Source organism: Staphylococcus sp. HMSC62B09, from assembly GCF_001839115.1.
GTDB lineage: Bacteria > Bacillota > Bacilli > Staphylococcales > Staphylococcaceae > Staphylococcus > Staphylococcus haemolyticus.
Genome location: NZ_KV840149.1, coordinates 118,156 through 141,135, shown reverse-complemented (window position 1 = coordinate 141,135; position 22,980 = coordinate 118,156). Strand labels below are relative to the sequence as shown.

Here is a 22,980-nt window from a genome sequence, read left to right as displayed (position 1 = left end):
TCCTCCTTTTTAATATTAGTCTCTAAGTTCGTCATCATGACGATGTTGAGATGATCGGTTATATCTATCGTAAACACCTTTGTTGTTTTCACGAGCGTATAACATTAATGCTTTGAATAATACATCTTGATCAATATTGCTATCAGTTAATTCTTTGTATAAGTTTGTTGTTTTATCGAAATTTGAATCATGATAATCATGGTTATCATTTTGTTGATCATGATTGTTATGACGATAATCATCGTTTCTATCGTAAATGTCTTGATAGTGTCGATCATTATAATTACGTTCATCATGATGAGTATGGTCGCCATCTTGAGTATAAAGTGATTCATAGTCGATATCATCAGGTTGATTATCATAATGATGTTGGCGATGATGCTGGTCATGATGATTATCTAAATGCACAGAACGGTTATAATCTTCGTCATTATAATTGCGATTGTGGTTACGTTTGTCATTTTGATAAACATAGTTATCTTTGTCTTGTCTAGCGTATTCATTATTTTTATCGTTGACATGACCTTTTTCAGAATATGTGTCGTGATGATTATCTTCTTCTAAAGCTTTACCTTCAACGTCAACGTTTGGCAATACTGCACCTAACCATTTAGGAAGGTACCATGAAGCTTTACCAAAGAGTTTCGTCAATGCTGGAATTAATGTCATACGTACGACGAATGCGTCGAATAACACACCGAAACCTAATGCGATACCCATTGACTTAATTGCACTGTCATCTTGGAAGACGAATGCGATGAATACACTGAACATAATAAGTGCAGCAGCTACGATAACAGGTCCACTTTCTTTGATACCTACACGGATTGAATGATCATTGTCGCCAGTCTTACTGTATTCTTCATGTACACGTGTCATTAAGAAGAGCTCGTAGTCGATGGCAAGTCCGAATAACAATCCAATTGTGATTACTGGAAGGAATGCAAGTAATGGTCCTGTGTTTTCAATACCAAATAAACTACCCATAAAGCCATGTTGAATGACTAATGTTGTGAAACCTAATGTAGCCATTAATGAAAGGATAAAGCCTAGTACTGCTTTTAATGGAACTAAGATTGAACGGAACACAATCATTAATAAGAAGAATGCTAATACAACGATAACGCCTGCAAATACTGGAATAGCGTTGTTTAGTTTTTCTGACATATCGATGTTAATAACACTTTGTCCTGAAATTTCAGTGTCATAGTCATATTTTTCTTGCGCTTGGCTATGATAATCACGTAAATCATATACTAGATTTTCTGTTGACTGTGAGTTCGGTCCTTTTTCAGGAATGATTGTGAATAATGCGTAATTGTTGTTGTCAGTTAGTTGTGCTTTTGAAACTGTATCAACATTATCAATGTCTTCTAAATCACTACGCATATTATTTAAGTCACGTTCGATAGTGCTTTTACTTCCACCATCTTTTGTATTTACTAACATGACAATTTGTCCGTTATAACCTTCGCCAAAATTATCTGAGATTAATTTATAGGCTTTGTATTCTGATGAGTCAGTTGGTTTTAAACTATCATCTGGAATACCTAAACGCATGTCACTGACTGGTATAGCAGCTAAAATTAAAATAATTAAACTTACAATAACAGCGATAACTGGCTTACCAACAATAAATTTTGCCCAAGGATGATCTTTAGGGTCTTTACTTTTAGATGGTTTATCTTTAATTTTAATACTTTTATGGAAGATACTGATTAGGGCAGGTAATAGTGTTAATGATACTAATACTGCAAATAACACACTAATCGCTGAAGCGAATCCCATAACCGCTAAGAAGTCGATTCCTACAAGTGATAAACCACAAACAGCAATCATAACTGTAAGACCAGCGAATATTACAGCACTACCTGCTGTACCCACTGCTGTTGCGATAGCTTCTACAGTATCGACACCTTTTTTCTTAAGTTCTTTAAATCTAAATAGAATAAAGAGTGAGTAGTCAATACCAACAGCTAAACCTATCATTACAGCTAGTGTAAGAGTGAAGTTTGGAATATCAAAGATATATGTTAATAATGCGATGATACCAACACTTGAACCTAAACCGATGATTGCACTAATAATTGGCATACCAGCTGCGATAAGTGAACCAAAGGTAATAAGTAAGATTACGAATGCTACGACAATACCGACAATTTCTGATGTACCACCAGGTTCAGCATTCATAGCGCCACCTTGAGTTTTTTCAATTTGCACATTGTGGTTGTCAGTTACATCTTTTAATTCTTTGTCGATGATATGTTTAGAAGAATCTTTTAATCCAGTTTGTGGAACTACATAACTTACGTTAGCGATAGCGGTATCGCCTTCATCGTTAACTTGTCCACTGTCATATGGATTAGAGATATTTTGGATATAATCATCATTTTGTCTGATATTGTCTAAAGCATCTTCAATATCTTTCTTCGTATCTTTATTATTGAGTCCATCATTCTTATTAGAATGGAAGACTATTTTCATCGAGGCTTTCTCACTGTCCTGATGAAATTCTTTACTAATTTTATCGTTTGTGTCTAATGACTTAAGGCCGTTCATAGTGATGTCACTGTCAAACTTCGGTGAGTTTATCATTAATGGCATGATAATGACACCTAGTATAACAAGCCATCCTATAACACTTAGCCATTTGTTCTTAGCTATAAATTTTCCTAGTTTGTATAATAGCTTTGCCAAGACATTTCCCCCTATTTCATTAATTTATATCGCTTAAAGTATGGGTAATGTGTTGATGATTTGTGAGCAATTACATTAAATCGATACCTCAAATTAAGCATATTTAAAATGTTACATTTGATAATGTAACAAGTTATACCCACGTTCGGTACCATTAAAAGTTTTACGTCGTTGGAAAATGCAACACTTTGGAAAAATTGTTGGTGAAAATAGCGTGTATTAAGGGGATATATAAGAAAACAGGTAACCTCGTGATGATGGTATACCTGAAAATAATTTGGTATGTAGACTTGCGATGTAGTTAGTTCATTAAATAAAACAGGAGAAGTAATGCACCTATTAAGACAAAAATTACGCCAGGAATATAAATTTTTTCTCTGAGGTCAATGTCATGTTGGTATGCAACAAATCTACTAATACCGATTAAAATTAGACCTAAAAGTAATAAAATGATGGAAAGAACGAGCATTAACCGTACCTCCTAATCAAAAAAGTACAAATAGCAAATTGATTAATATGTATATCTTTCTTTCAAATCTATTATATTATGTAAGCGTATTTTTTTATAGCGATTTATTAATATATTGTAAAATTGTTATAACTTTTTGGAAAGTTTATTAACAAAATTTATACATTCTTAATATTTTATAAAGGTAATAATAAACTGACTTTTCAAACTATACGTATTTGAATTATTTTGAGAAAAGAAACAGAAAGCAACTGTAGAAGGACGGATAGTATTAAAGAGCAATCATGTTAATAAATATTTAATCAACGTGATTGCTCAAATTTGCAGGAACTATTTAGTGTTATATATTAATGTGATGAAATCTTGGATAATAGAAGTGAGATGTCTATCATTACGGTATATGAGTGAGATGTAACTTGTGGTTGGGGCATTAGGCAAAGTCTTACTAATAATGCTTGGATGATGACTTATAGCATTTTCACTGACTAAACTTAAGTAATTTGAATCTTTTATTGTTGTAAGGATACTGCTAATACTATTGGTTTCCATGTGAACGTCTAAGTTGATAAAGTTCTTGTTACGCCATTCGTCTATACTGTCTCGAGTTGCTCCGCTATTATGAATGATAAAACGGTAACTACTAATATCTTCTAAAGTAAGATGATCTTTTTGAGCAAGTGGGTGACGTTTGTCCATAGCAAGCACTAATGGATTTTCATGAAGACGTTTGACTTGTAGTTCACCCTCGTTAAAACCTTTTTCAGCTATGACAGCAATATCAATCTTACGGTCTTTAACTTTCTCGATAATAATTGGCGCAGTATCTACTGTTAAGTTAATATCTATATTTGGATGTTCATGCATATAGTTTTTAAATGTTGACGGTAAAATGCTATAGATTGGAGCGTGACTCGCACCAATTCTTAAAGTTCCTCGTTTAGATTGTTTGAAATCTTCCATCATATCTGTTGTTTCTTCTATTAAATTAAGCATTTTATTCGCATTCCGATAGAGTAATTCACCAGCTTCAGTGAGGTTGAAATGTTTACCTTTTTTGAAATATAGAGGTAACCCACATTCTTTGCTTAAGTTTTTCAAATGAAAAGTTACCGTTGGTTGTGTGATACCAAGTTTTTCAGCGACGGCGTTTTCGTTTTGTGCCTCAACGAAATGTTTAAAGATGAGTAATTGCTTTGTATTCATAAATTGATTTCCCCAAAATATATATTTTGTTTATACTATTTTCTATAATAAATAAAGAATTTTGAGGACACGTTAATAATTTGTTTAAAGTTAGTTAAACAGTGATTTTATATTAATATGCAATAAGTCGTAGGTTAGGAGAGAAGGAAGTATGAAAGAAAGGATACTTGTGGTTTCTGATATACACGGTCATCGGAAGGCACTCGTCACTCTTTTAAAGGCAGTTAATTTTAATGTGAGAAAAGATCAACTCGTTTTAATGGGAGATTATGTTAATAATGGACCCGATTCATTTGGGACTTTGAAGTTAGTGAAACGCTTAAAACGTCGAGGTGCACTTGCCTTGGCTGGCAATCATGAGATGCGTTGGTTAGAAAGTAAAGATAAAAAAATCAAACGCTGGCACAAATTTTTAAGAGAATTGTCGACAATCGAGGTCATAGATAATTACATATTTGCGCATGCTGGTATAGATACGTCTAAACCTTTAAATAAACAGATTAAGGAATATACTACTGGTCATTATAACCATAATTTAAATAGAAACATCCCTAAAAATAAATATTTGATACATGGACATATTCCTAATTATCGCTATGGGTTAAAAAACGATGAATTATATAAAAAGAAAAATATACTAGATATTGATACAGGTGCTGGTCATAATAAATTCTTATCTCTTATTGATTTAACTAATGCGTACCAATACTCTGTTAAGGTTACAGATACTAAAAAAATCAACACTAAACGTATAAAACTATAAAAATCTATGACTGGTCAATGTTTGGAACCTTTAATTAATTTTCAAAAAACAGAAGTATAAGTTTTAAATTAAATGTTATATAATGAAGTGGAATATTAATAAAAAGGGTGATATGCGTGAAGAAGCTTAGACAACATTCTAAATTTAATTCGTATTTAAAAGTGTCATGTTCAGTGTTGTTAATGAGTGGAACATTAGTGGGTTATGGATTTACCAAAGATGGAGTTGCACAATCAAATGACCGCATCGACAACGTTTCAAGTGAAATGACATCTGTTCAAAATAAACTTGATAAAGCGATAGATAAAGCGAAAACAAAAATTGACCGTTTGAAGTACCTACAAGCCACTGATATTAAAAGTTATAAAGAAGATATTGAAGATGCACGTAATCAGTCTGAAATTGATCAAATTTTAAGGGATGCACAGGAAGAAGACCGTATATCAAATGAGGAAAGTACTAGAGAAACTGGTGAAAAAGCAAGCACTTCTAATGAATCTTCACTCTCAACTGCTGAGCAATCATCAACGAATGAAGGAGATAAGCTAGATGAATTAGATAAAATAATAGCCGATTTAGATTCTCTATCTGAAAAGGTTGATACCCATCAACAAAGTGAAGATATGAAGTCGGAACAAGGTTCCACAAATAATAGTGAAAATAGCCAAATAAGTAGTGGACAATCAGCATCTTCTCAAGACATTACGAATCACATGAATGAAGAAAATGATGATACCTCAATATTGGATGAAATGGATAATGTTAAAAATGACATAGAATCAACTAAAGAAAGTGCACATTCATCTGTAGAAGATATTCGAGATCAAACTGACTCATCCATTCAAGATGACAATTCAACAGAATCGCATTCAAAAGATAATACTAATACTGCATCAGATAAAAGTATTCTAAGTGGTATCAAACAGATAGATAAAGATGATATCAGCCATAAGTCAAACAAGATTGATTCAAAAGAGGGTCATATTGATGCATTAACTGACGAATTATCTGCTAATCAAAAAATTGATCAAGCCATTACAAAAGTTGAAAATAAACAAAATAACACATCGAAACGTTACAGTGACCATAAACTTGAGCAATTGAGACAGTTAGAACAACAAGTAAAGCAAAACAACAATTTGACTAATGAGCAAAAGCAAAATGTTGAAAAAGATATTAGAAATGTTCGACAAAATGTTAAAGCGAACCGAGATCAAATAAGTGGCCGCTTAGAACAATCTTCAAATAAGCAAGCAACAGTCGAACAAATCTTAAGAAGTGTCTTTAGTAAAAACGAAGCTCAAAAGATAGCCAAGCAGATTAAAACTAACGGTCAGTCAGATAAGCAAATAGCAGATCAAATGATGAAACATATCGACAACCTCAAAACGACAACAAGTGATGATATTTTGGCATCCATGTTTGATCAAACACCTGATAAAGAGGCTTTAATCAAAACATTGCTTTCAACACGTTTAGGAAATAATGAAGCATCACAAATAGCTAAACAGCTTGCTAAAGAGAATTTATCTAGTTCAGAATTAGTAAATCAAGTGAAGCAAAAAATTAATGCAAATCAGTCAGTAACAGCTGATGATATTCTTAAAGACGTACTAGATAAATCGTCAGCCCCTAAACAAACCATTGAAACGTTATTAGCTACAAAGTTAAATCAAACACAAGCGAAGGCGTTGGCAGATCTTATCGCTAGAGTTCAAACGGATAAAGCTGATGCGTTAGATTTAGTGAAAAATGCATTAAACGGTACAGGTGGAGATTTATTACAGTTGCAAAATAAACTCGACACTGCAAAAAATAATTTGAATTATATCTTAGATCCTATTACCAATAGACCTTCACTATTTGATCGCATTAATGGTAGTACATCAAGTTCTAATCTTCTTAATCAAGGGTCTCATTTACTAGATGGACTAACTGGTGGTGGTCTATTAGATGGTCTTAATTCAGGAGGAAGTCTGTTAGACAATATTGAAGATATTCCTAATCCTGTACAAGGATTATCATTGGGACAATTAGGCGATGATGATGGATTTTTAAGTGGCTTATTTGATGATGAAGGGAATCTATCTTTACCAAATACTGGAGAAGTAGTTAAAAAGTCTTGGCTACCAGTAACAGTGTTATTAGTGATTGCTGGGGGTACTTTAATAGGGTTAGGTCGTCGTAAACAACAAAACACTAAACATTAAATACAAACTTAAAGCGTGGATAACTGAGTAATCATTACTTACTTATGTTATCTACGCCTATTTTTTGAAAAAGAGGCTCAACATCGGTTAGGAAAGCGCTTGCACAATTCCTAGAAAATAGCAAGTGAATTTTGAGAAATTATTGGTAAAGTTATGTGAAATAATTATGGAATAATCTAAAATATTTACATTTTATTTAATATTCATATTGATTGTAAAGTGCATTAGACATACACTAATAGTGGAAAAAGAAATTGAGAAATTTTTCACAAAGTTGCTTAATTAACAAATTTTCACAAAGTATACGTTTTAAATGTGTATAGCATTTTCATAGATAAAAAATACTTAAAGGGGTTGAAAAGCATGACACACACTAACGAAGTTACTAATAGTACTAGCAAAGGACGGAAAAAACGATTCTCGCTTAAGATGCCTGGCGCATTTACAATTTTATTTATTTTAACTGTAATCGCTGTTATGGCAACGTGGATGATACCAGCTGGTGCATACTCTAAGTTATCCTATGATGGCGGTGCTCATGAATTTAAAATTGTCGATGCTCATAATAAATCAAAAACAGTCCCTGGAACACAAGAACAATTAGATAAATTAGGTGTAAAAATTGATGTAGACCAATTTAAATCAGGTGCCATCAATAAACCTATCTCAATTCCTGGAACATACGAACGATTAGAACAAAAACCTGCTGGACCAGATCAAATTACATCAAGCATGGTTAACGGTACAATTGAAGCAGTCGATGTAATGGTATTTATTTTAGTATTAGGTGGACTCATTGGTGTTGTACAAAAGAGTGGTTCATTTGAATCAGGACTTTTAGCACTTACTAAAAAAACTAAAGGTCATGAATTTTTACTTGTATTCATGGTGTCAGTATTAATGGTACTAGGTGGTACGCTTTGTGGTATTGAAGAAGAAGCGGTAGCATTTTATCCAATACTCGTACCCATCTTTATTGCCATGGGATATGACTCAATTATCTGTGTTGGGGCAATCTTCCTAGCAAGTTCTGTAGGTAGTACATTCTCAACAGTTAACCCATTCTCAGTTGTTATCGCATCAAATGCAGCAGGTACAACATTCGTAGATGGTTTATATTGGAGAATTGTTGGCTTAATTGTGGCAACAATATTTACAGTAGGTTATTTATACTGGTACGCTAAAAAAATTAAAAAAGATCCTAAAGCATCTTACACATATGAAGATAAAACTAAATTTGAAAATCAATGGTCAGTTATTAACGATGATGGCGGAGAAAAACCATTTACACTACGCAAAAAAATCATTTTAATTTTATTCATCTTACCATTCCCAATCATGGTATGGGGCGTTATGACACAAGGTTGGTGGTTCCCAATCATGGCCTCAATGTTCTTAGCATTTACAATTGTAATCATGTTAATGGTAGCATTAGGTAAAGATGGACTTGGCGAGAAAGTGGTCGTCGATGCATTTGTAGAAGGTGCATCAAGTTTGGTAGGGGTATCACTAATCATTGGTTTGGCACGTGGTATCAATATGATTATGAATGATGGATTAATCTCAGATACAATCTTGAACTTCAGTTCATCACTTGTACAAGGTGTAAGTGGACCAATCTTCATTGTAATATTGTTGATTATCTTCTTCTTCCTAGGTTTCATTATTCCATCATCTTCTGGTTTAGCAGTGCTTGCAATGCCAATCTTTGCACCACTTGCTGATACAGTAGGTATTCCTAGATTTGTTATCGTAACAGCATATCAATTTGGTCAATATGCAATGTTATTCTTAGCACCAACAGGATTGATAATGGCAACATTACAAATGTTAGACATGAAGTACTCTCACTGGTTGAAATTCGTATGGCCAGTCGTTGCCTTCGTATTCATCTTCGGTGGTGGCATGCTTATCACTCAAGTATTAATTTATTCATAATAGATGAATTAAAAAGGTGGTTCACCCAAATCGGGTGCACCACCTTTTTTATATGTTATCTTATTTAACTCACATCAGCATTATTTAGGCTGAATATAGTGTAAGGCTTCAGCTGTGCTAGCATCAATTGTGCGATATGACACGATGCCTAAACCTTTGACATTAGATTCTGAGATGACGATAGAGCCATCTTTATTTACCTTTTCAACAAAGGCAACATGACCATATACATCATGCGCACCAGCTTGTCCTGCTTCAAAGACGACTGCGCTATGTGTAGAAGGTGTTTGACTGACATCATAGTTGTCACGTTCTGCACGATTATCCCAGTTATGGGCATCTCCCCAGTCGCTACCTACTTTCTTACCAAATTGTTGAACACGTTCGTATACATACCATGTACATTGACCTTGAGGATAAGGTGATGACGAATCTGTGATTTCAAATGATTTAAACTCACTACCTGAAGTATCTTCTCCACTAGATGTTTGTTTAGTATATTGATCTAAATCTGGCATTTTTTTCTTATCAAAATCAGTTAAGTGATAGTGTTTGATTAAGCTATTTAATTTAGTAGCATAGTTAGGGTCTGTAGCATACGTACGGCTTAAATGTCGTGTCGCATCACGATAATCTATAGCTTCATGCTTCCAAGTAGGTTTATAAATTGTTGGATTACCGTCGATACCATTTTTAATTAAATCAGCATAATCTTCCAATGATGCTTTAGTACTTGGATATTTACGGAACCCAGCATTAATACTAAACATACTGTTGTCATTACCAGCTTCTAGCGTATTAAAGTTTACAGATTGTCCTTTATAACTACCTTTAATACCAAATAAATTATAATTAGGTGCTTGTGCTAAGGTACTGTTTCCTGAACTAGATTCAAGAATAGCTTGAGCAATCATAACTGAGGCATAAAGATCTTTATCTTGACCAATCTTATGTGCATCTTTAGCGATAGACTTAATAAAGTCACGCGTACCTTTATTTTCAACAACTGTTATATCGCCATCCGTTATATCACTACCATTAAGTTGAGGTAATGTTTGGAACAGACTAGTTGAACGCGTATTACTTTGCTTAAAGTCATCTTCAAATGACTGTGAAGGTGTAGTTTTATGTTCAAGCTCCTTCTTAGTTGGCAACTGAGGGTTACTTGCTTTAGTCGTGTTGTTTTTTGTTTTTTCACCCTTAGATGTGTTTGTTTCGTTATCCTTTTTAGATGATTCGAAATCTTGATGCGTCTTTTTAGCATCTTCACTATACTTATCGAGCACAGTGTCTAAGGCAGATTCAGATAGACTATTACTATCAGAAGATGATGTTTTACTAGAATCATTTTTTGAGTCAGTGCTTGTATCGTCATTATCTGATTGATGATTAGTGGTATCTGTATTATTACTTCCTTGATTATCTTTATCATCATCTGTTTCATCTGAGACGAAATCATCAATGGCATCTAACGCTTTACTAACACTTGCATCGTCCTTATCTTGATTGGCAGTTGATTGTTGATTTGTATCTATATCATCTTGTCGTGAAGTCTTATCTGATTGGTTAGCTTGCTCACTACTTTGCTGTATGTCATCATGTTCGCGATCCGTTGTGTCAGAAGATGAAGCGCTATGTTCTGTTTGATCTTGGTCTTGTGAATCAGTATCTTGCTCATTTGTAGAATGCGTGTCATCATCTGCTTCATTAGTGCTTGCGGGTTGCTCATAATCTGAAATATCACTATCGAAATTAAATAATGATGCAATTAAATGAGTTAGGCTAAATCCATTTTGATATAAATCAGGATTTAAAAAGTTAGAAGCAGGTAAACCACTAGAATGAGTTGCGTCAAAGATTGGAGAAAGGGGTGTACGGTAAGTGTTATTTGTATTTTTATCACGCTTTTGATGACTGCGAGATACGCTTGTGTTGTCATCATCTTTCTCCTCTGATGACGTATTTGATGACTTAGACTTTTCTCGTTTTATCTTGTTCTTCGAATCTTCTTTAGTAGGTGCTTCAGAAGATGTGTTATCGGACTGAGTATCGTCTGGTTGAGATGCTTCATTAATATTATTGTCATTTACATCTTCATTATGATCAGTCTGTTCCTCTTGTGTGCTAGATGATTTCATCTTAGCATCTTCGTTTGTGTCTTCAGCATGTGCAATGCTAGTCGTAAATGTTGGTAATACTAGCGTTGTTGTTAAAAAGTAAATCATGAATTTATGCTTCGACATTACGCTCTTTTCCTCCTATCAAATTAATTATGGTGGTATGCGAATATATCAGAATTTGATATAATATTTATTATGATTTTTAGTTGATAAGTATCAACTAATTATTACTTTGCTTAATAAAAGTATTATACTAACTCTATAAAGAAAAAAACAATACTTAACATCATTTTGAGATAAAATCTTAATATTTCATTTTTAGGAGTGTGAAAATGAAAAACGCACTAAAATTATTTATAACGGACTTGAAGCGAATTGCTAAGACGCCAGCAGTTTGGGTTATACTAGCAGGACTTGCGATATTACCGTCTTTCTATGCTTGGTTCAACTTATGGGCTATGTGGGATCCTTATAGTCATACAGGTCATATCAAGGTTGCCGTTGTGAACGAGGACAAGGGTGACAAAGTTCGTGGCAAGAAAATTAATGTTGGTAATACATTAGAAGACAATCTTAAGAAAAACGATAAATTTGATTGGCAATTCGTTAGCCGGGAAAAGGCAGACCATGAAATTAAAATGGGTAAATATTATGCTGGCATATACATACCTAAAGAATTCTCGCATCAAATTACTGGCACATTAAGAAATAAACCACAAAAAGCCGATATCGAATATAAAGTTAATCAAAAAATCAATGCCGTCGCACCGAAAATGACCGATACAGGTTCAACGGTCATCGTTGACGAAGCAAATAAACAGTTCAATGAAACCGTCACGAAAGCGTTACTACAAGAAGCGAATAAAGTGGGTATTCAACTTGAAGATGAAGTACCTACAATTAATAAAATAAAAAATGCAGTTTATGCGGCACATGACTCATTACCACAAATCAATAAAATTGCGGATCGTATTGAATATTTGAATGATCATCAGGATGATCTTGATAAATATGCAAATCAATTCCGTGAATTAGGTAATTACAAAGGCGATATTTTAGACGCCCAACAAAAGCTTAATGATGTGAATGCAGCCATTCCGTCACTTAACGAAAAGGCAAAACTCATCTTAGCACTTAATGAATATATGCCGAACATTGAGAAACTATTAGATGTAGCTTCTAATGATATACCGTCACAATTTCCTAAGATTAATAGAGGCGTGGATATTGCTAGTGAGGGGCTTGATTTAGCGAATACGCGTTTAAATGATGCACAAGGTTATCTTACATCTGCTCAGCAACGTGTAGGTGATTATCAAGAAGCGGCAGGGCGTGCTCAAGAAGTAAATAACCAAGCCAATAGTGCATTGCGTCAACAAAGTACGTCGGGACTTCCTCAATATCAAATTCAGAAGTTGAGCACAGATAGTAGCCAGGACACTGTGAATGATAATCAAATTGTCTCAAACAATGACGTGAAGTCTATGAATAGTGCGCTTGCAGAAGCATTATTAACACTTTCAAGTAATTCTGATAATCAAGCGAAAGCAACACAGTCAGACATTAAAGCCTTGAAAGATATATCTTATGGTGTTATTGGTTCTAATCGACCGACTGAATTTAATGATATGTTACGTAACTTAAAAACACGTCTTGAAAATAGCTCGAAAAGTAATCAACAATTGATAGACGTGTTAAAAGAATTAGAAAAAAGAGAACATGTCGATTTATCGTCTCAAATTAAACAAGTTGAGAGTGCCAATAATCGTATCAGCGATTCATTACGTTCAACGAATCAACTCATTGATGCACTAAAAAATGGTAGTTCAGGTAAAGCAGAAGCAGTTAACGTATTGCGTTCGTTACCAGATTTAAATAAAGCGTTAGGTAACTATCGTGATTTCATTAAAAACGACTTAAACAATCGTTTGTTAGTTGTATCTAATCAAATTACACAAGAATTAAGCAGAGGTCAGAATACGTTATCAGACGTTCAATCTAAATTAAATACGATTAATCGTGTTATCATTGCTGGTCAGGATATAGTTACAGATGGACAGAATCGTATAGCTAACATTCAAAGCGAATTACCTGCTTTAGAACAAACCTATATTAATGCTATGCAAACTGCTCAGAAATATTTCCCTACAGTGAAAAAAGACGTAGCGAATGCAGCTGACTTTGTTCGTAATGATTTGCCAGATTTAGAGCAACAACTTGCGAATGCTACAGCAACAGTAAATACGAACTTACCGACATTGTTCAATAAGTATGACAATGCCGTTGATTTATTAAATCAAAATCAACCACGTGCGAAAGAAGCGTTAGCAAACTTAGCTAATTTCTCTGAAAACCGTTTGCCAGATATTGAAAAAGATTTAAACAAAGCGAATAAAATATTTAAAAAATTAGATGAAGATGATGCGGTAGATAAAGTGATTGATGCGTTGAAGAATGACTTGAAGAAACAAGCCGATGTGGTTGCGAATCCTATTCATAAGAAACAAGTAGATGTCTTCCCAGTTAAAGATTATGGTTCAGGTATGACACCATTCTATACGTCATTATCTATATGGGTAGGGGCATTATTACTAGTAAGTTTATTGTCTGTAGATAATAAACATGAAGCCTTGGAAGATGAGTTAACGAAACGTCAAATTTATTTAGGTAAAGGTGCTTTCTTTATAATGATGGGTATCATTCAAGCATTGATTGTAACGATTGGTGACTTGGTTATTTTGAAAGCGCAGGTTGAATCGCCGACATTGTTTATCTTAGTCGCACTGTGTGGTGCTATTGTCTTTAATACGATTGTGTATACATGCGTGTCATTACTTGGAAACCCAGGTAAAGCTATTGCAATCATTTTACTAGTATTACAAATTGCTGGTGGTGGAGGAACATTCCCAGTTGTAACTGCACCTAAGTTCTTCCAAACGATTTCACCATATTTACCATTCACGTATGTGATAGATTCTTTACGTGAAACGGTAGGTGGCATTGTACCAGAAACTTTAATTACGAAAATGATTATCTTAATACTATTTGGACTAGGATTCTTTATTTTAGGTATCTTAGTCAAACCAGTCTTAGATCCAATTATGCGTAAAATTTCTAAGCGCGTGGCTGAAAGTAAAGTAACTGAGTAGTTACGGAAACGATATTTGTACTATAAAAAGCATTCTAACCTTATAAATGGGCTAGAATGCTTTTTATGTGCTATATATTTATTGTTACTATGTTTAATTTTTATCTTTAGAATCACTTGAACTACCAGAACTACTTGAACTTTGTGTTGAACTATTATTAGTTGTCGTTTTATTCTGTGTGCTAGGTTGTGATGTTGATGGCTGTTGCGTAGAAGGTTGTTGTGTACTTGGTTGTTGTGTTGTTTGAGTTTCTTTAGTATTTTTTTCTGAAGTAGCACTTTCTGAACTCTTTTGTCTTGAACTGCTTTCTTTTGTTTTAGATTCTTGTGTTCGAGTTGTCGTCGAGTTATTTTGTTGTGTAGAATAACTTTGTTGCGTGTTTACAGTGTTGTTTGACGTTGGGTCTGATTGTGCATTTTCTCCATTATCAGATGTAGTAGATTGCTCATCAGTTTGTTCTTCTTTCGTTTTATCTTTCTTCTCTTTTTTATCATGCTTCTCAGTTTTATGATCATCACTTGAATTTGATTGTTTAGTACCAGTTGCTGCAAAGAATATTGAAAAACCTAAAGCAACAACAAGTAATAAAATGACGCTACCTGCCAATACTTTTTTCAAGGTGTATCCTCCGTCCTTAATTCATTTCTTTATCTTATTATAATAAAACTTCATAAAATAGATAGTATTTACACAATTTTATAATATTAAATTTTGTTTACTAAAATTTTTGATAAATAGGTCTTAAGTACAGTGAATGTTTGTATGTATTGTGCGATAATATAAATGAAGTGTAATTCTAATATAGAAAGAAGGACTAACATGAATAAAGTAGTTAAAACTATTGCCTCAACAACATTAGCATTTGGAACACTTTTAGGAGTGAGTAGCGCTGTATTACCAGTACAAGATACTGCCCATGCAGCAACGCAAACTAAAGGGTATTACTACTCTTATAATGGTTACGTTGATAAAGACGCTAAATTCTTAACAGACAAGAACTTTATTAACGCAATCAAACACGACAACATTAAATTTAATGGTATCAAACTTGCTAAAACAAATAGCACAACTGTAAAAGAAAAGTATAATCAGAAATTTACTGGCGTAACAAGCAATGGCAAAAAAGCGAATAAATTACAATTTATAGTTAAAGGCGATTTAACGTACAGTCAACTTAAAAAAGCTTATGGTAAAGATTTGAAAAAAGTAAAAGGCAACAATAATGTTAAAGGTAGCGGTATTTACGTTTATAAACCAAATAAAGATGGTTTAGCAACATCATTTGTTCTTAATAACAATAAAGTTGTAGAAGTAGATATTAGTTACGTAGGCTTTACAACAAGTAAATAATATTTAGAAGAGCGCATAAATGGGACTTCCTCATCTATGCGCTTTAATTTATCTCTAGTTAAAATAAAACTCATGTTTCAATGATATGAGTCACTAATTACGCAGCACACTTACTCTACATTACAAATAACCTCAAAATCGAGTTTCATCGTTTGTGAACCGTTCTCGTTACTAATTGTGATACAGCGATTTAGCGAGTCGATACGACGTATATACGCTGCAATTGATTGGATATAGCCATTTCTCCAATAACTAATCATTGCCAGTTGGTGCTGTGTGAATTTACAAGTGAGCTGTCGATTGATATCTTCGAATTGATCATCTGACAATGAAGGCATGGCAATTTTATTCTGTTCCTCAATAAAATCATTCAATCGTTGATATTGTTCTGGCATTGTCGCAAAGGGAGCCCACTTCACCATGCCACGTCCTTGAGGAATGTTAGCGTCTAGATATTGTCTTGGTATTTTACGATAATCTGTTTCATATTTATACTCATCTGGCGCATTAGGATTTGGAATCATGTTAACCACCTCAAATTCATTATAGAACATATGTTCGCATTTTGGAAGTGGTTTTCTACAATATAAAGTAATTTTATATTTATTTTGGAAAAGTGAAAAAGACTATATAAAAGAGCCATAAGTTTAACAAAGGGGAAGTAAACTTATGGCTATAGTTATTACATAATATAACTTTTTGTGAAGGAGTTAATGGGGATGTTACTCCTATATTTAGTATAACATAATTTATATAAAAAATTATTTAACTATTTGTGAAATTTAATTTTGTGTAATTATAAACAACATTACATCAAATATTAAACACTTCTAATTAGTTAACCAAAATTGTATAACAATCAAGAATGGCGTATGATATGTTTAGTTATAAAGAAAGAAGGCTTCTAATTTGAGAAAAACTACAAAAACATTAGTCGCAACGACATTAGCACTAAGCACATTATTTGGTGTAGGTGTTACGAGTGCATTGACGGAAACATCTATTGCACATGCTGAATCTAAAGCTACAACAAACACTACTCATTCTAAAGCGAATGCGACATCTGCATATTACAATTATAAAGGATATGCAGGTCAAGACGTATCTTTTGTATTAGATAAACATTTTAAAAATGCGGTAAAAGCTGAAAATGTCACATTCAACGGTATTAAATTGAAAGCAACAACATCATCTAAAAATGTGAAAAAATATGATCAATATTTTAGAAACGTTTCGAAAGATGGTAAAACAGCATCATTACTTGATTTAAACGTAACGGGTAAAATGACATTGGATCAATTAAATAAAACTTACGGTAAAGATTTACAAAAGGTAAATAACCAAAAGCATAATACAACAGGTATCTATTTCTACCAACCAAATTCAAAAGGAATGACGGTATGGTTTGATGTAGATAACGGTAAAGTTGATCGCGTGGTAATGGGCTATAGCACTGTAAAACAAGCTATGAAAGAATCAAAATAGCATAACTTGAAAGACACCTCAATAGTTGGATGATAAATCTTACTTTTGGGGCGTTTTTATGTAAATAATTAAATTTATAACAGATTTTATGAAATACCCCACACAAAGAAAGACAAAAAAATGATACGTTAAAAGTAAAACATAAATATAGCAGTAGGCTGTATAGGGATAGAGGGAGTTTATAATATGAAAAAGAATAAACGTCTAGATCTCATCGCAACGGTAGTTAAGAATAACCGATTTAACAAAAAGGAAGAGATTGCAGATTACATTGATACGCATTTCGGGGTGCGCTATAGCGTAACTACGATTTCAAGAGATTTGAAAGAATTAAAGATTTTTAAAGTTCCAGCTGTAAGTAATCAATCCTATTATAAGAAGTTAGATAATACGCAACAAATGGATGCTAAAACGAAACTGCTACATTATTATGACAGTGAAATTAAAAGTATCATAATAAAAGATAGCTACATACTTATCAAAACATCTCCAGGATTTGCGCAATGCATTAATTATTTCATTGATCGAATGAATATTAATGAAATATTAGGGACAGTAGGTGGCAATGACACATTGATGGTACTAACTAATTCTGAAGAAATGGCTAAATATGTGCATTATAAATTATTTAATCATAAATATTCAAATTAATGTATAAAATATAATGTGGATTTACTTTTTTATATTATCTATAATAGAGTGTAACACACCTAATTTATAATGTTCATAACCTAAGTGGTTATATAATTGTAGATACAAATCACGGGTGTTTATAAATACAGAATAATGCATAAAAAACTTTTCTTAAAAATATTATCATACGAAAATAAATGGAATATACATAAAAAGCACCAAATGCCCAATGATTTTGTATATTCAATCACAAATATGCATTGAATAACCAGAAAGCATGAACTAGCACACGTTCATATTGTGAAAACAATCACATAAACTTTTTTGAAAGCGCTTTATACTCTAATTGTAGATAAATAAAGGAGGAAATGAATATGACACAAGGACCTATTCAAGTAAACAGTGAAATCGGTAGATTAAAAACAGTATTACTCAAACGACCTGGTAAAGAATTAGAAAATTTAGTACCAGATCACTTAAGTGGCTTGCTATTCGATGATATTCCTTATTTAAAAGTGGCGCAAGAAGAGCACGACAAATTTGCACAAACACTTCGTGATGAAGGTGTGGAAGTTGTTTATTTAGAAAAACTAGCAGCTGAAGCAATTGCAGATAAAGATGTGCGAGAACAGTTCATTGACGATATTCTTGCAGAATCTCAAAAAACAGTATTAGGACATGAAGCTGAAATTAAAACGTTTTTTGCGAAGTTATCAGATCAAGAATTAATCGATAAAATTATGGCTGGTGTGAGAAAAGAAGAAATTGAACTAAAAACAACACATCTCGTTGAATACATGGATGATAGATATCCATTCTATTTAGACCCAATGCCTAACCTTTACTTTACACGTGATCCTCAAGCATCAGTAGGTAGAGGTATGACAATTAACAGAATGTATTGGAGAGCACGTCGCAGAGAATCACTATTTATGACATACATTTTAAAATATCATCCAAGATTTAAAGATGCAGATGTACCAGTATGGTTAGACCGAAACTCACCATTTAATATCGAAGGTGGAGATGAATTAATTCTATCTAAAGAAGCTTTAGCCATTGGTATATCTGAACGTACATCAGCACAAGCAATTGAACGCTTAGCACGTAATATATTTAAAGATGAATCTACGACATTCAAGAAAGTAATTGCGATTGAAATTCCAAATAGTCGTACGTTCATGCATTTAGATACAGTATTCACAATGATTGACTACGATAAATTCACAGTGCATTCAGCTATTTTCAAAGAAGAAAATAACATGAATTTATTTACGATTGAATACGATGAAGCAAAAGATGATATCAAAATTACACATTCTAATAAACTACGTGAAACGCTAGCAGACGTACTTGGCGTTGAAAAAATCGAGTTTATCCCAACTGGTAATGGTGACGTGATAGACGGCGCACGTGAACAATGGAATGACGGTTCAAACACGCTATGTATACGCCCAGGTGTGGTCGTTACTTATGACCGAAACTACGTATCAAACCAATTACTTCGTGATAAAGGCATTAAAGTGCTTGAAATTACTGGTAGTGAACTTGTTCGTGGACGTGGGGGCCCAAGATGTATGAGCCAACCATTATTTAGAGAAGATATTTAAAGTATTTCGAGCAAACGTAAGGACTTTTTTGAAAAATACATCGCAGGGAAAGTGATGTAGAAATATAACACAAGGAGAAGGGTTTGAAGCAGGGTTACCAGACAATTGAATAATGATGCTTCAAGCCCTTAATTTAAAAGTAATCCTCCTTAGAAGGGGAAATGAATTATGAATGAATCAGACACAAACAAACTTGGTAAAACGTCACTTATTGGCTTAGTCATTGGTTCTATGATTGGTGGCGGTGCATTTAATATCATTTCTGATATGGGTGGTCAAGCCGGTGGTTTAGCAATTATGATTGGATGGATTATCACCGCAATCGGAATGATTTCACTCGCATTTGTCTTCCAAAATCTCACTAATGTAAGACCGGACTTAGAAGGTGGAATTTACAGTTATGCACAGGCTGGATTTGGCGACTTTATTGGTTTCTCAAGTGCTTGGGGCTACTGGTTTGCTGCGTTTCTAGGTAACGTAGCCTATGCAACATTATTGATGTCAGCAGTAGGTAACTTCTTCCCAATCTTCAAAGGTGGTAATACGCTACCAAGTATTATCGTCGCTTCTTTCTTATTATGGGGTGTGCACTTCTTAATACTTAGAGGTGTTGAAACCGCAGCTTTTATCAATAGTATTGTAACTGTTGCAAAGTTAATTCCTATATTCTTAGTCATCATTTGTATGATTGTAGTATTTAATTTCGATACATTTAAAGCAGGGTTCTACGGAATGACAAGCGGTGGTACAGGTATATTTAGTTGGGGCGATACAATGTCTCAAGTTAAGAGTACAATGCTTGTAACCGTATGGGTATTCACTGGTATTGAAGGTGCAGTGGTATTCTCAGGTCGTGCTAAATCGAAAAAAGACGTAGGCACTGCTACAGTAATTGGACTTGTTTCAGTACTTGTTATTTACTTCTTAATGACTGTATTGGCACAAGGCGTCATTCAACAAAATCAAATTGCTGATCTTGCAAGCCCATCAATGGCACAAGTGTTAGAACATATCGTTGGTCATTGGGGTTCAGTACTCGTTAACATTGGATTAATTATTTCTGTTTTAGGTGCATGGCTTGGTTGGACATTACTAGCTGGTGAGCTACCATTTATAGTGGCTAAAGATGGCTTGTTCCCGAAATGGTTTGCTAAAGAAAATAAAAATAAAGCACCAATCAATGCATTATTAATTACAAACATTCTAGTACAAATATTCTTAATTAGCATGTTATTTACAGACAGTGCATATCAATTTGCGTTTTCACTTGCATCAAGCGCGATTTTAATTCCGTATATGTTTAGTGCCTTTTATCAATTGAAATACACAATTGAGCATAAAGGACACGCTACAGTGAAACAATGGGCAATCGGTATTATTGCATCAATCTATGCGATATGGCTTGTGTACGCTGCAGGTATTGATTACTTGTTATTAACCATGTTGCTCTACATCCCTGGTCTATTTGTTTATCGTTTCGTACAACGTAATAACCATAAACCATTAACGAAAGGTGACTATATCTTGTTTGCAGTCATTATCATACTTGCAATAATAGGTATCATTCGCTTAGCGATGGGAAGCGTTTCAGTATTCTAATAAAAAGTTTTAAAAGATTTAGGAGTGTATCTCAATGGCCGGAAAGACATATATCAACAACAGAGACAATGATTTAAGTGAAGGGCTCAAACAATTAGCGTCTTACTTAAATATTCCAACGGGTGTCATTCAAGCATTCAAGAGTGAATGTTTCGTGCGACGTTACAATAAAGGACAAATCATATATTATTCATCTGATCAGCCCACCTATGTGTATTTATTACTAGACGGTATTGTTTTGCGTGAAACAATTAATGAAGATGGGGACGCTTATCGTAAGCTTAATAAAGAGCAACTATTATTTCCGTTAAATCATCTCTTTCGTAAAATTGAATTAAACGAGATGTGCACAGCTATAACACCATGTAATGTAATAGGAATACCTAAAGATATGTTGGAATATCTTTGTAAAAATCATGACGACATATTTGTTACACTGTTCGAAAAGTTAAATAACGAACTTGAACTGCTAAGGGAATACAATATGGCATTAACCACAAAGTTGGCGAGAGAACGTATTGAGAAAGTACTATATTATTTATGTCATGCAATAGGATACGATCATGATGAATTCTACGAAATTAAACATATCATGACCATTCAATTACTGAGTGATTTAGCAGGTATTTCACGTGAAACAACTGGCCATATTGTACATGAATTAAAAGAAGAGAAAAAATTAATAAAAAATGGCAAAAACTGGATGGTTATAAAGTAATAAATAAGACACAAAGCCCCCTTTATATACAAAAAGCGTTTATATTAAACTACCAAACCGATATAAACACAATAATTGCTACTTAAGACGTTGGTGACATTACTAACGTCTTTTTGTATGTTTGGGTAACACCTTTTTCAGAAAAAGTGTAAAATAGATATAATCATTTATTATTAGAAGGGGCGACAATCAACATGGCACTCATGACAATCAATTACTTATCACCATCTTTAGGTATGCAACAATCATTTGTAGCAATTATTCCAGAAGACGCCAGTTTCTTCGACGAAACACAATCACCTAAATCTTATAAATCACTTATGCTATTGCATGGATTATCAAGTGATGCAACGTCGTATACACGCTTTACCAGTGTTGAGCGATATGCAAATGAACATCAATTAGCCATTATTATGCCGAATGCAGATCATAGTGGCTATGCAAATATGACGTACGGTCATAGTTATTATGACCATATATTGGAAGTGTATCACTACGCACATAAGCTACTTCCATTATCACCAAAACGTGAAGATAATTTTATTGCAGGTCATTCGATGGGTGGTTACGGCACGATGAAATTTGCATTAACACAAGGAAGACTCTTCTCTAAAGCATCGCCATTGTCTTCTGTCTTTCAAGCGCAAGGGTTAATGGAACTTGATTATCCTGATTTCGCACCAAAAGCAATTACTGGGGAAGATACAACTATCAAGGGTACTGAACTCGATACATATCATTTAGTTGATGAAGCAATCGAAAAAGGATTGACCATACCTAAGTTGTTGATTCAATGTGGTACAGAAGATTTCTTATATGAAGATAATCAACAATTTATGACATATTTGGATGATAAAGGAATTGACTATCAATATGAAGAAGGTCCAGGTGAACATGATTATGCGTTCTGGGATAAAGCCATCAAACGCACAATTGAATGGTTAGTAGAAGAATAGGAATGAAAAAGAATTTGGAATCCAAATGATGAATAATAGCAGGAGTCTGGGACAAAATAAAATGTCTCAGCCTACTTTAT

17 protein-coding genes are annotated in these 22,980 nt (G+C 33.7%); 11 read left to right on the top strand and 6 right to left on the bottom strand.

All coding sequences use genetic code 11. The features are described 5' to 3' along the window. Positions 1–15 precede the first annotated feature (15 nt). The 3 genes from HMPREF3265_RS07285 to HMPREF3265_RS07280 all read right to left on the bottom strand — a co-directional run bounded on the left by HMPREF3265_RS07285 (position 16) and on the right by HMPREF3265_RS07280 (position 4,369). Positions 16–2,697 carry an MMPL family transporter gene (locus tag HMPREF3265_RS07285; protein ID WP_070861211.1) on the bottom strand — a complete coding sequence of 894 codons (2,682 nt, stop codon included), beginning with the start codon at positions 2,695–2,697 and terminating at the stop codon, positions 16–18. A 301-nt stretch (positions 2,698–2,998) separates the two neighbouring features. After that, the gene (locus HMPREF3265_RS12605) at positions 2,999–3,166 is read right to left on the bottom strand and encodes a hypothetical protein (RefSeq protein WP_174165701.1); all 168 of its coding nucleotides are present in this window, start codon (positions 3,164–3,166) and stop codon (positions 2,999–3,001) included. A gap of 330 nt (positions 3,167–3,496) precedes the next feature. Next, complete coding sequence (locus HMPREF3265_RS07280; RefSeq protein WP_070440538.1) at positions 3,497–4,369, bottom strand: LysR family transcriptional regulator; 873 nt, start codon at positions 4,367–4,369, stop codon at positions 3,497–3,499. A gap of 151 nt (positions 4,370–4,520) precedes the next feature. Here HMPREF3265_RS07280 and HMPREF3265_RS07275 point away from each other — a divergent pair, with 151 nt between their 5' ends. The 3 genes from HMPREF3265_RS07275 to HMPREF3265_RS07265 all read left to right on the top strand — a co-directional run bounded on the left by HMPREF3265_RS07275 (position 4,521) and on the right by HMPREF3265_RS07265 (position 9,280). Next, entirely contained in the window at positions 4,521–5,132 is a 612-nt protein-coding gene (locus HMPREF3265_RS07275; protein ID WP_016930621.1) for a metallophosphoesterase, read from the top strand. A gap of 116 nt (positions 5,133–5,248) precedes the next feature. After that, entirely contained in the window at positions 5,249–7,342 is a 2,094-nt protein-coding gene (locus HMPREF3265_RS07270) for a hypothetical protein (RefSeq protein ID WP_080497793.1), read from the top strand. 363 nt (positions 7,343–7,705) lie between these two features. After that, the gene (locus tag HMPREF3265_RS07265; RefSeq protein ID WP_016930623.1) at positions 7,706–9,280 is read left to right on the top strand and encodes a YfcC family protein; all 1,575 of its coding nucleotides are present in this window, start codon (positions 7,706–7,708) and stop codon (positions 9,278–9,280) included. 80 nt (positions 9,281–9,360) lie between these two features. Here the strand turns inward: HMPREF3265_RS07265 and HMPREF3265_RS07260 are convergent, their stop codons facing one another. After that, positions 9,361–11,523 (bottom strand): amidase domain-containing protein, encoded by a 2,163-nt coding sequence (locus tag HMPREF3265_RS07260; protein ID WP_070581027.1) that lies wholly within the window; start codon positions 11,521–11,523, stop codon positions 9,361–9,363. 209 nt (positions 11,524–11,732) lie between these two features. On the opposite strand from HMPREF3265_RS07260, the gene HMPREF3265_RS07255 reads away from it, so the two are divergent. Further along, positions 11,733–14,549 (top strand): YhgE/Pip domain-containing protein, encoded by a 2,817-nt coding sequence (locus HMPREF3265_RS07255; RefSeq protein WP_070861210.1) that lies wholly within the window; start codon positions 11,733–11,735, stop codon positions 14,547–14,549. Between the two features lie 93 nt (positions 14,550–14,642). On the opposite strand, the gene HMPREF3265_RS07250 is transcribed toward HMPREF3265_RS07255, so the two are convergent. Further along, positions 14,643–15,167, bottom strand: coding sequence for a hypothetical protein (locus tag HMPREF3265_RS07250; RefSeq protein ID WP_070678306.1), 525 nt, complete (start codon positions 15,165–15,167; stop codon positions 14,643–14,645). 201 nt (positions 15,168–15,368) lie between these two features. On the opposite strand from HMPREF3265_RS07250, the gene HMPREF3265_RS07245 reads away from it, so the two are divergent. After that, positions 15,369–15,899 carry an immunodominant staphylococcal antigen IsaB family protein gene (locus tag HMPREF3265_RS07245; protein ID WP_011274688.1) on the top strand — a complete coding sequence of 177 codons (531 nt, stop codon included), beginning with the start codon at positions 15,369–15,371 and terminating at the stop codon, positions 15,897–15,899. Positions 15,900–16,009: 110 nt separating this feature from the next. Here HMPREF3265_RS07245 and HMPREF3265_RS07240 read toward each other — a convergent pair whose 3' ends face one another. Continuing rightward, positions 16,010–16,423 (bottom strand): YolD-like family protein, encoded by a 414-nt coding sequence (locus tag HMPREF3265_RS07240; RefSeq protein ID WP_070581021.1) that lies wholly within the window; start codon positions 16,421–16,423, stop codon positions 16,010–16,012. Between the two features lie 385 nt (positions 16,424–16,808). Here HMPREF3265_RS07240 and HMPREF3265_RS07235 point away from each other — a divergent pair, with 385 nt between their 5' ends. The 6 genes from HMPREF3265_RS07235 to HMPREF3265_RS07210 all read left to right on the top strand — a co-directional run bounded on the left by HMPREF3265_RS07235 (position 16,809) and on the right by HMPREF3265_RS07210 (position 22,900). Continuing rightward, a complete protein-coding gene (locus HMPREF3265_RS07235; RefSeq protein ID WP_070440563.1) occupies positions 16,809–17,384 on the top strand; it encodes an immunodominant staphylococcal antigen IsaB family protein in 576 nt (191 codons plus the stop codon). 186 nt (positions 17,385–17,570) lie between these two features. Continuing rightward, positions 17,571–18,035 (top strand): arginine repressor, encoded by a 465-nt coding sequence (locus HMPREF3265_RS07230; protein WP_011274692.1) that lies wholly within the window; start codon positions 17,571–17,573, stop codon positions 18,033–18,035. A gap of 356 nt (positions 18,036–18,391) precedes the next feature. Beyond that, positions 18,392–19,627 (top strand): arginine deiminase, encoded by a 1,236-nt coding sequence (gene arcA / locus HMPREF3265_RS07225; protein ID WP_011274693.1) that lies wholly within the window; start codon positions 18,392–18,394, stop codon positions 19,625–19,627. A gap of 168 nt (positions 19,628–19,795) precedes the next feature. Continuing rightward, positions 19,796–21,226, top strand: coding sequence for an arginine-ornithine antiporter (gene arcD / locus HMPREF3265_RS07220; protein WP_011274694.1), 1,431 nt, complete (start codon positions 19,796–19,798; stop codon positions 21,224–21,226). A gap of 34 nt (positions 21,227–21,260) precedes the next feature. Beyond that, positions 21,261–21,944, top strand: coding sequence for a Crp/Fnr family transcriptional regulator (locus HMPREF3265_RS07215; RefSeq protein WP_037552602.1), 684 nt, complete (start codon positions 21,261–21,263; stop codon positions 21,942–21,944). A 194-nt stretch (positions 21,945–22,138) separates the two neighbouring features. Then, positions 22,139–22,900 carry an alpha/beta hydrolase gene (locus HMPREF3265_RS07210; protein ID WP_037552600.1) on the top strand — a complete coding sequence of 254 codons (762 nt, stop codon included), beginning with the start codon at positions 22,139–22,141 and terminating at the stop codon, positions 22,898–22,900. The last annotated feature ends 80 nt before the right edge of the window (positions 22,901–22,980 follow it).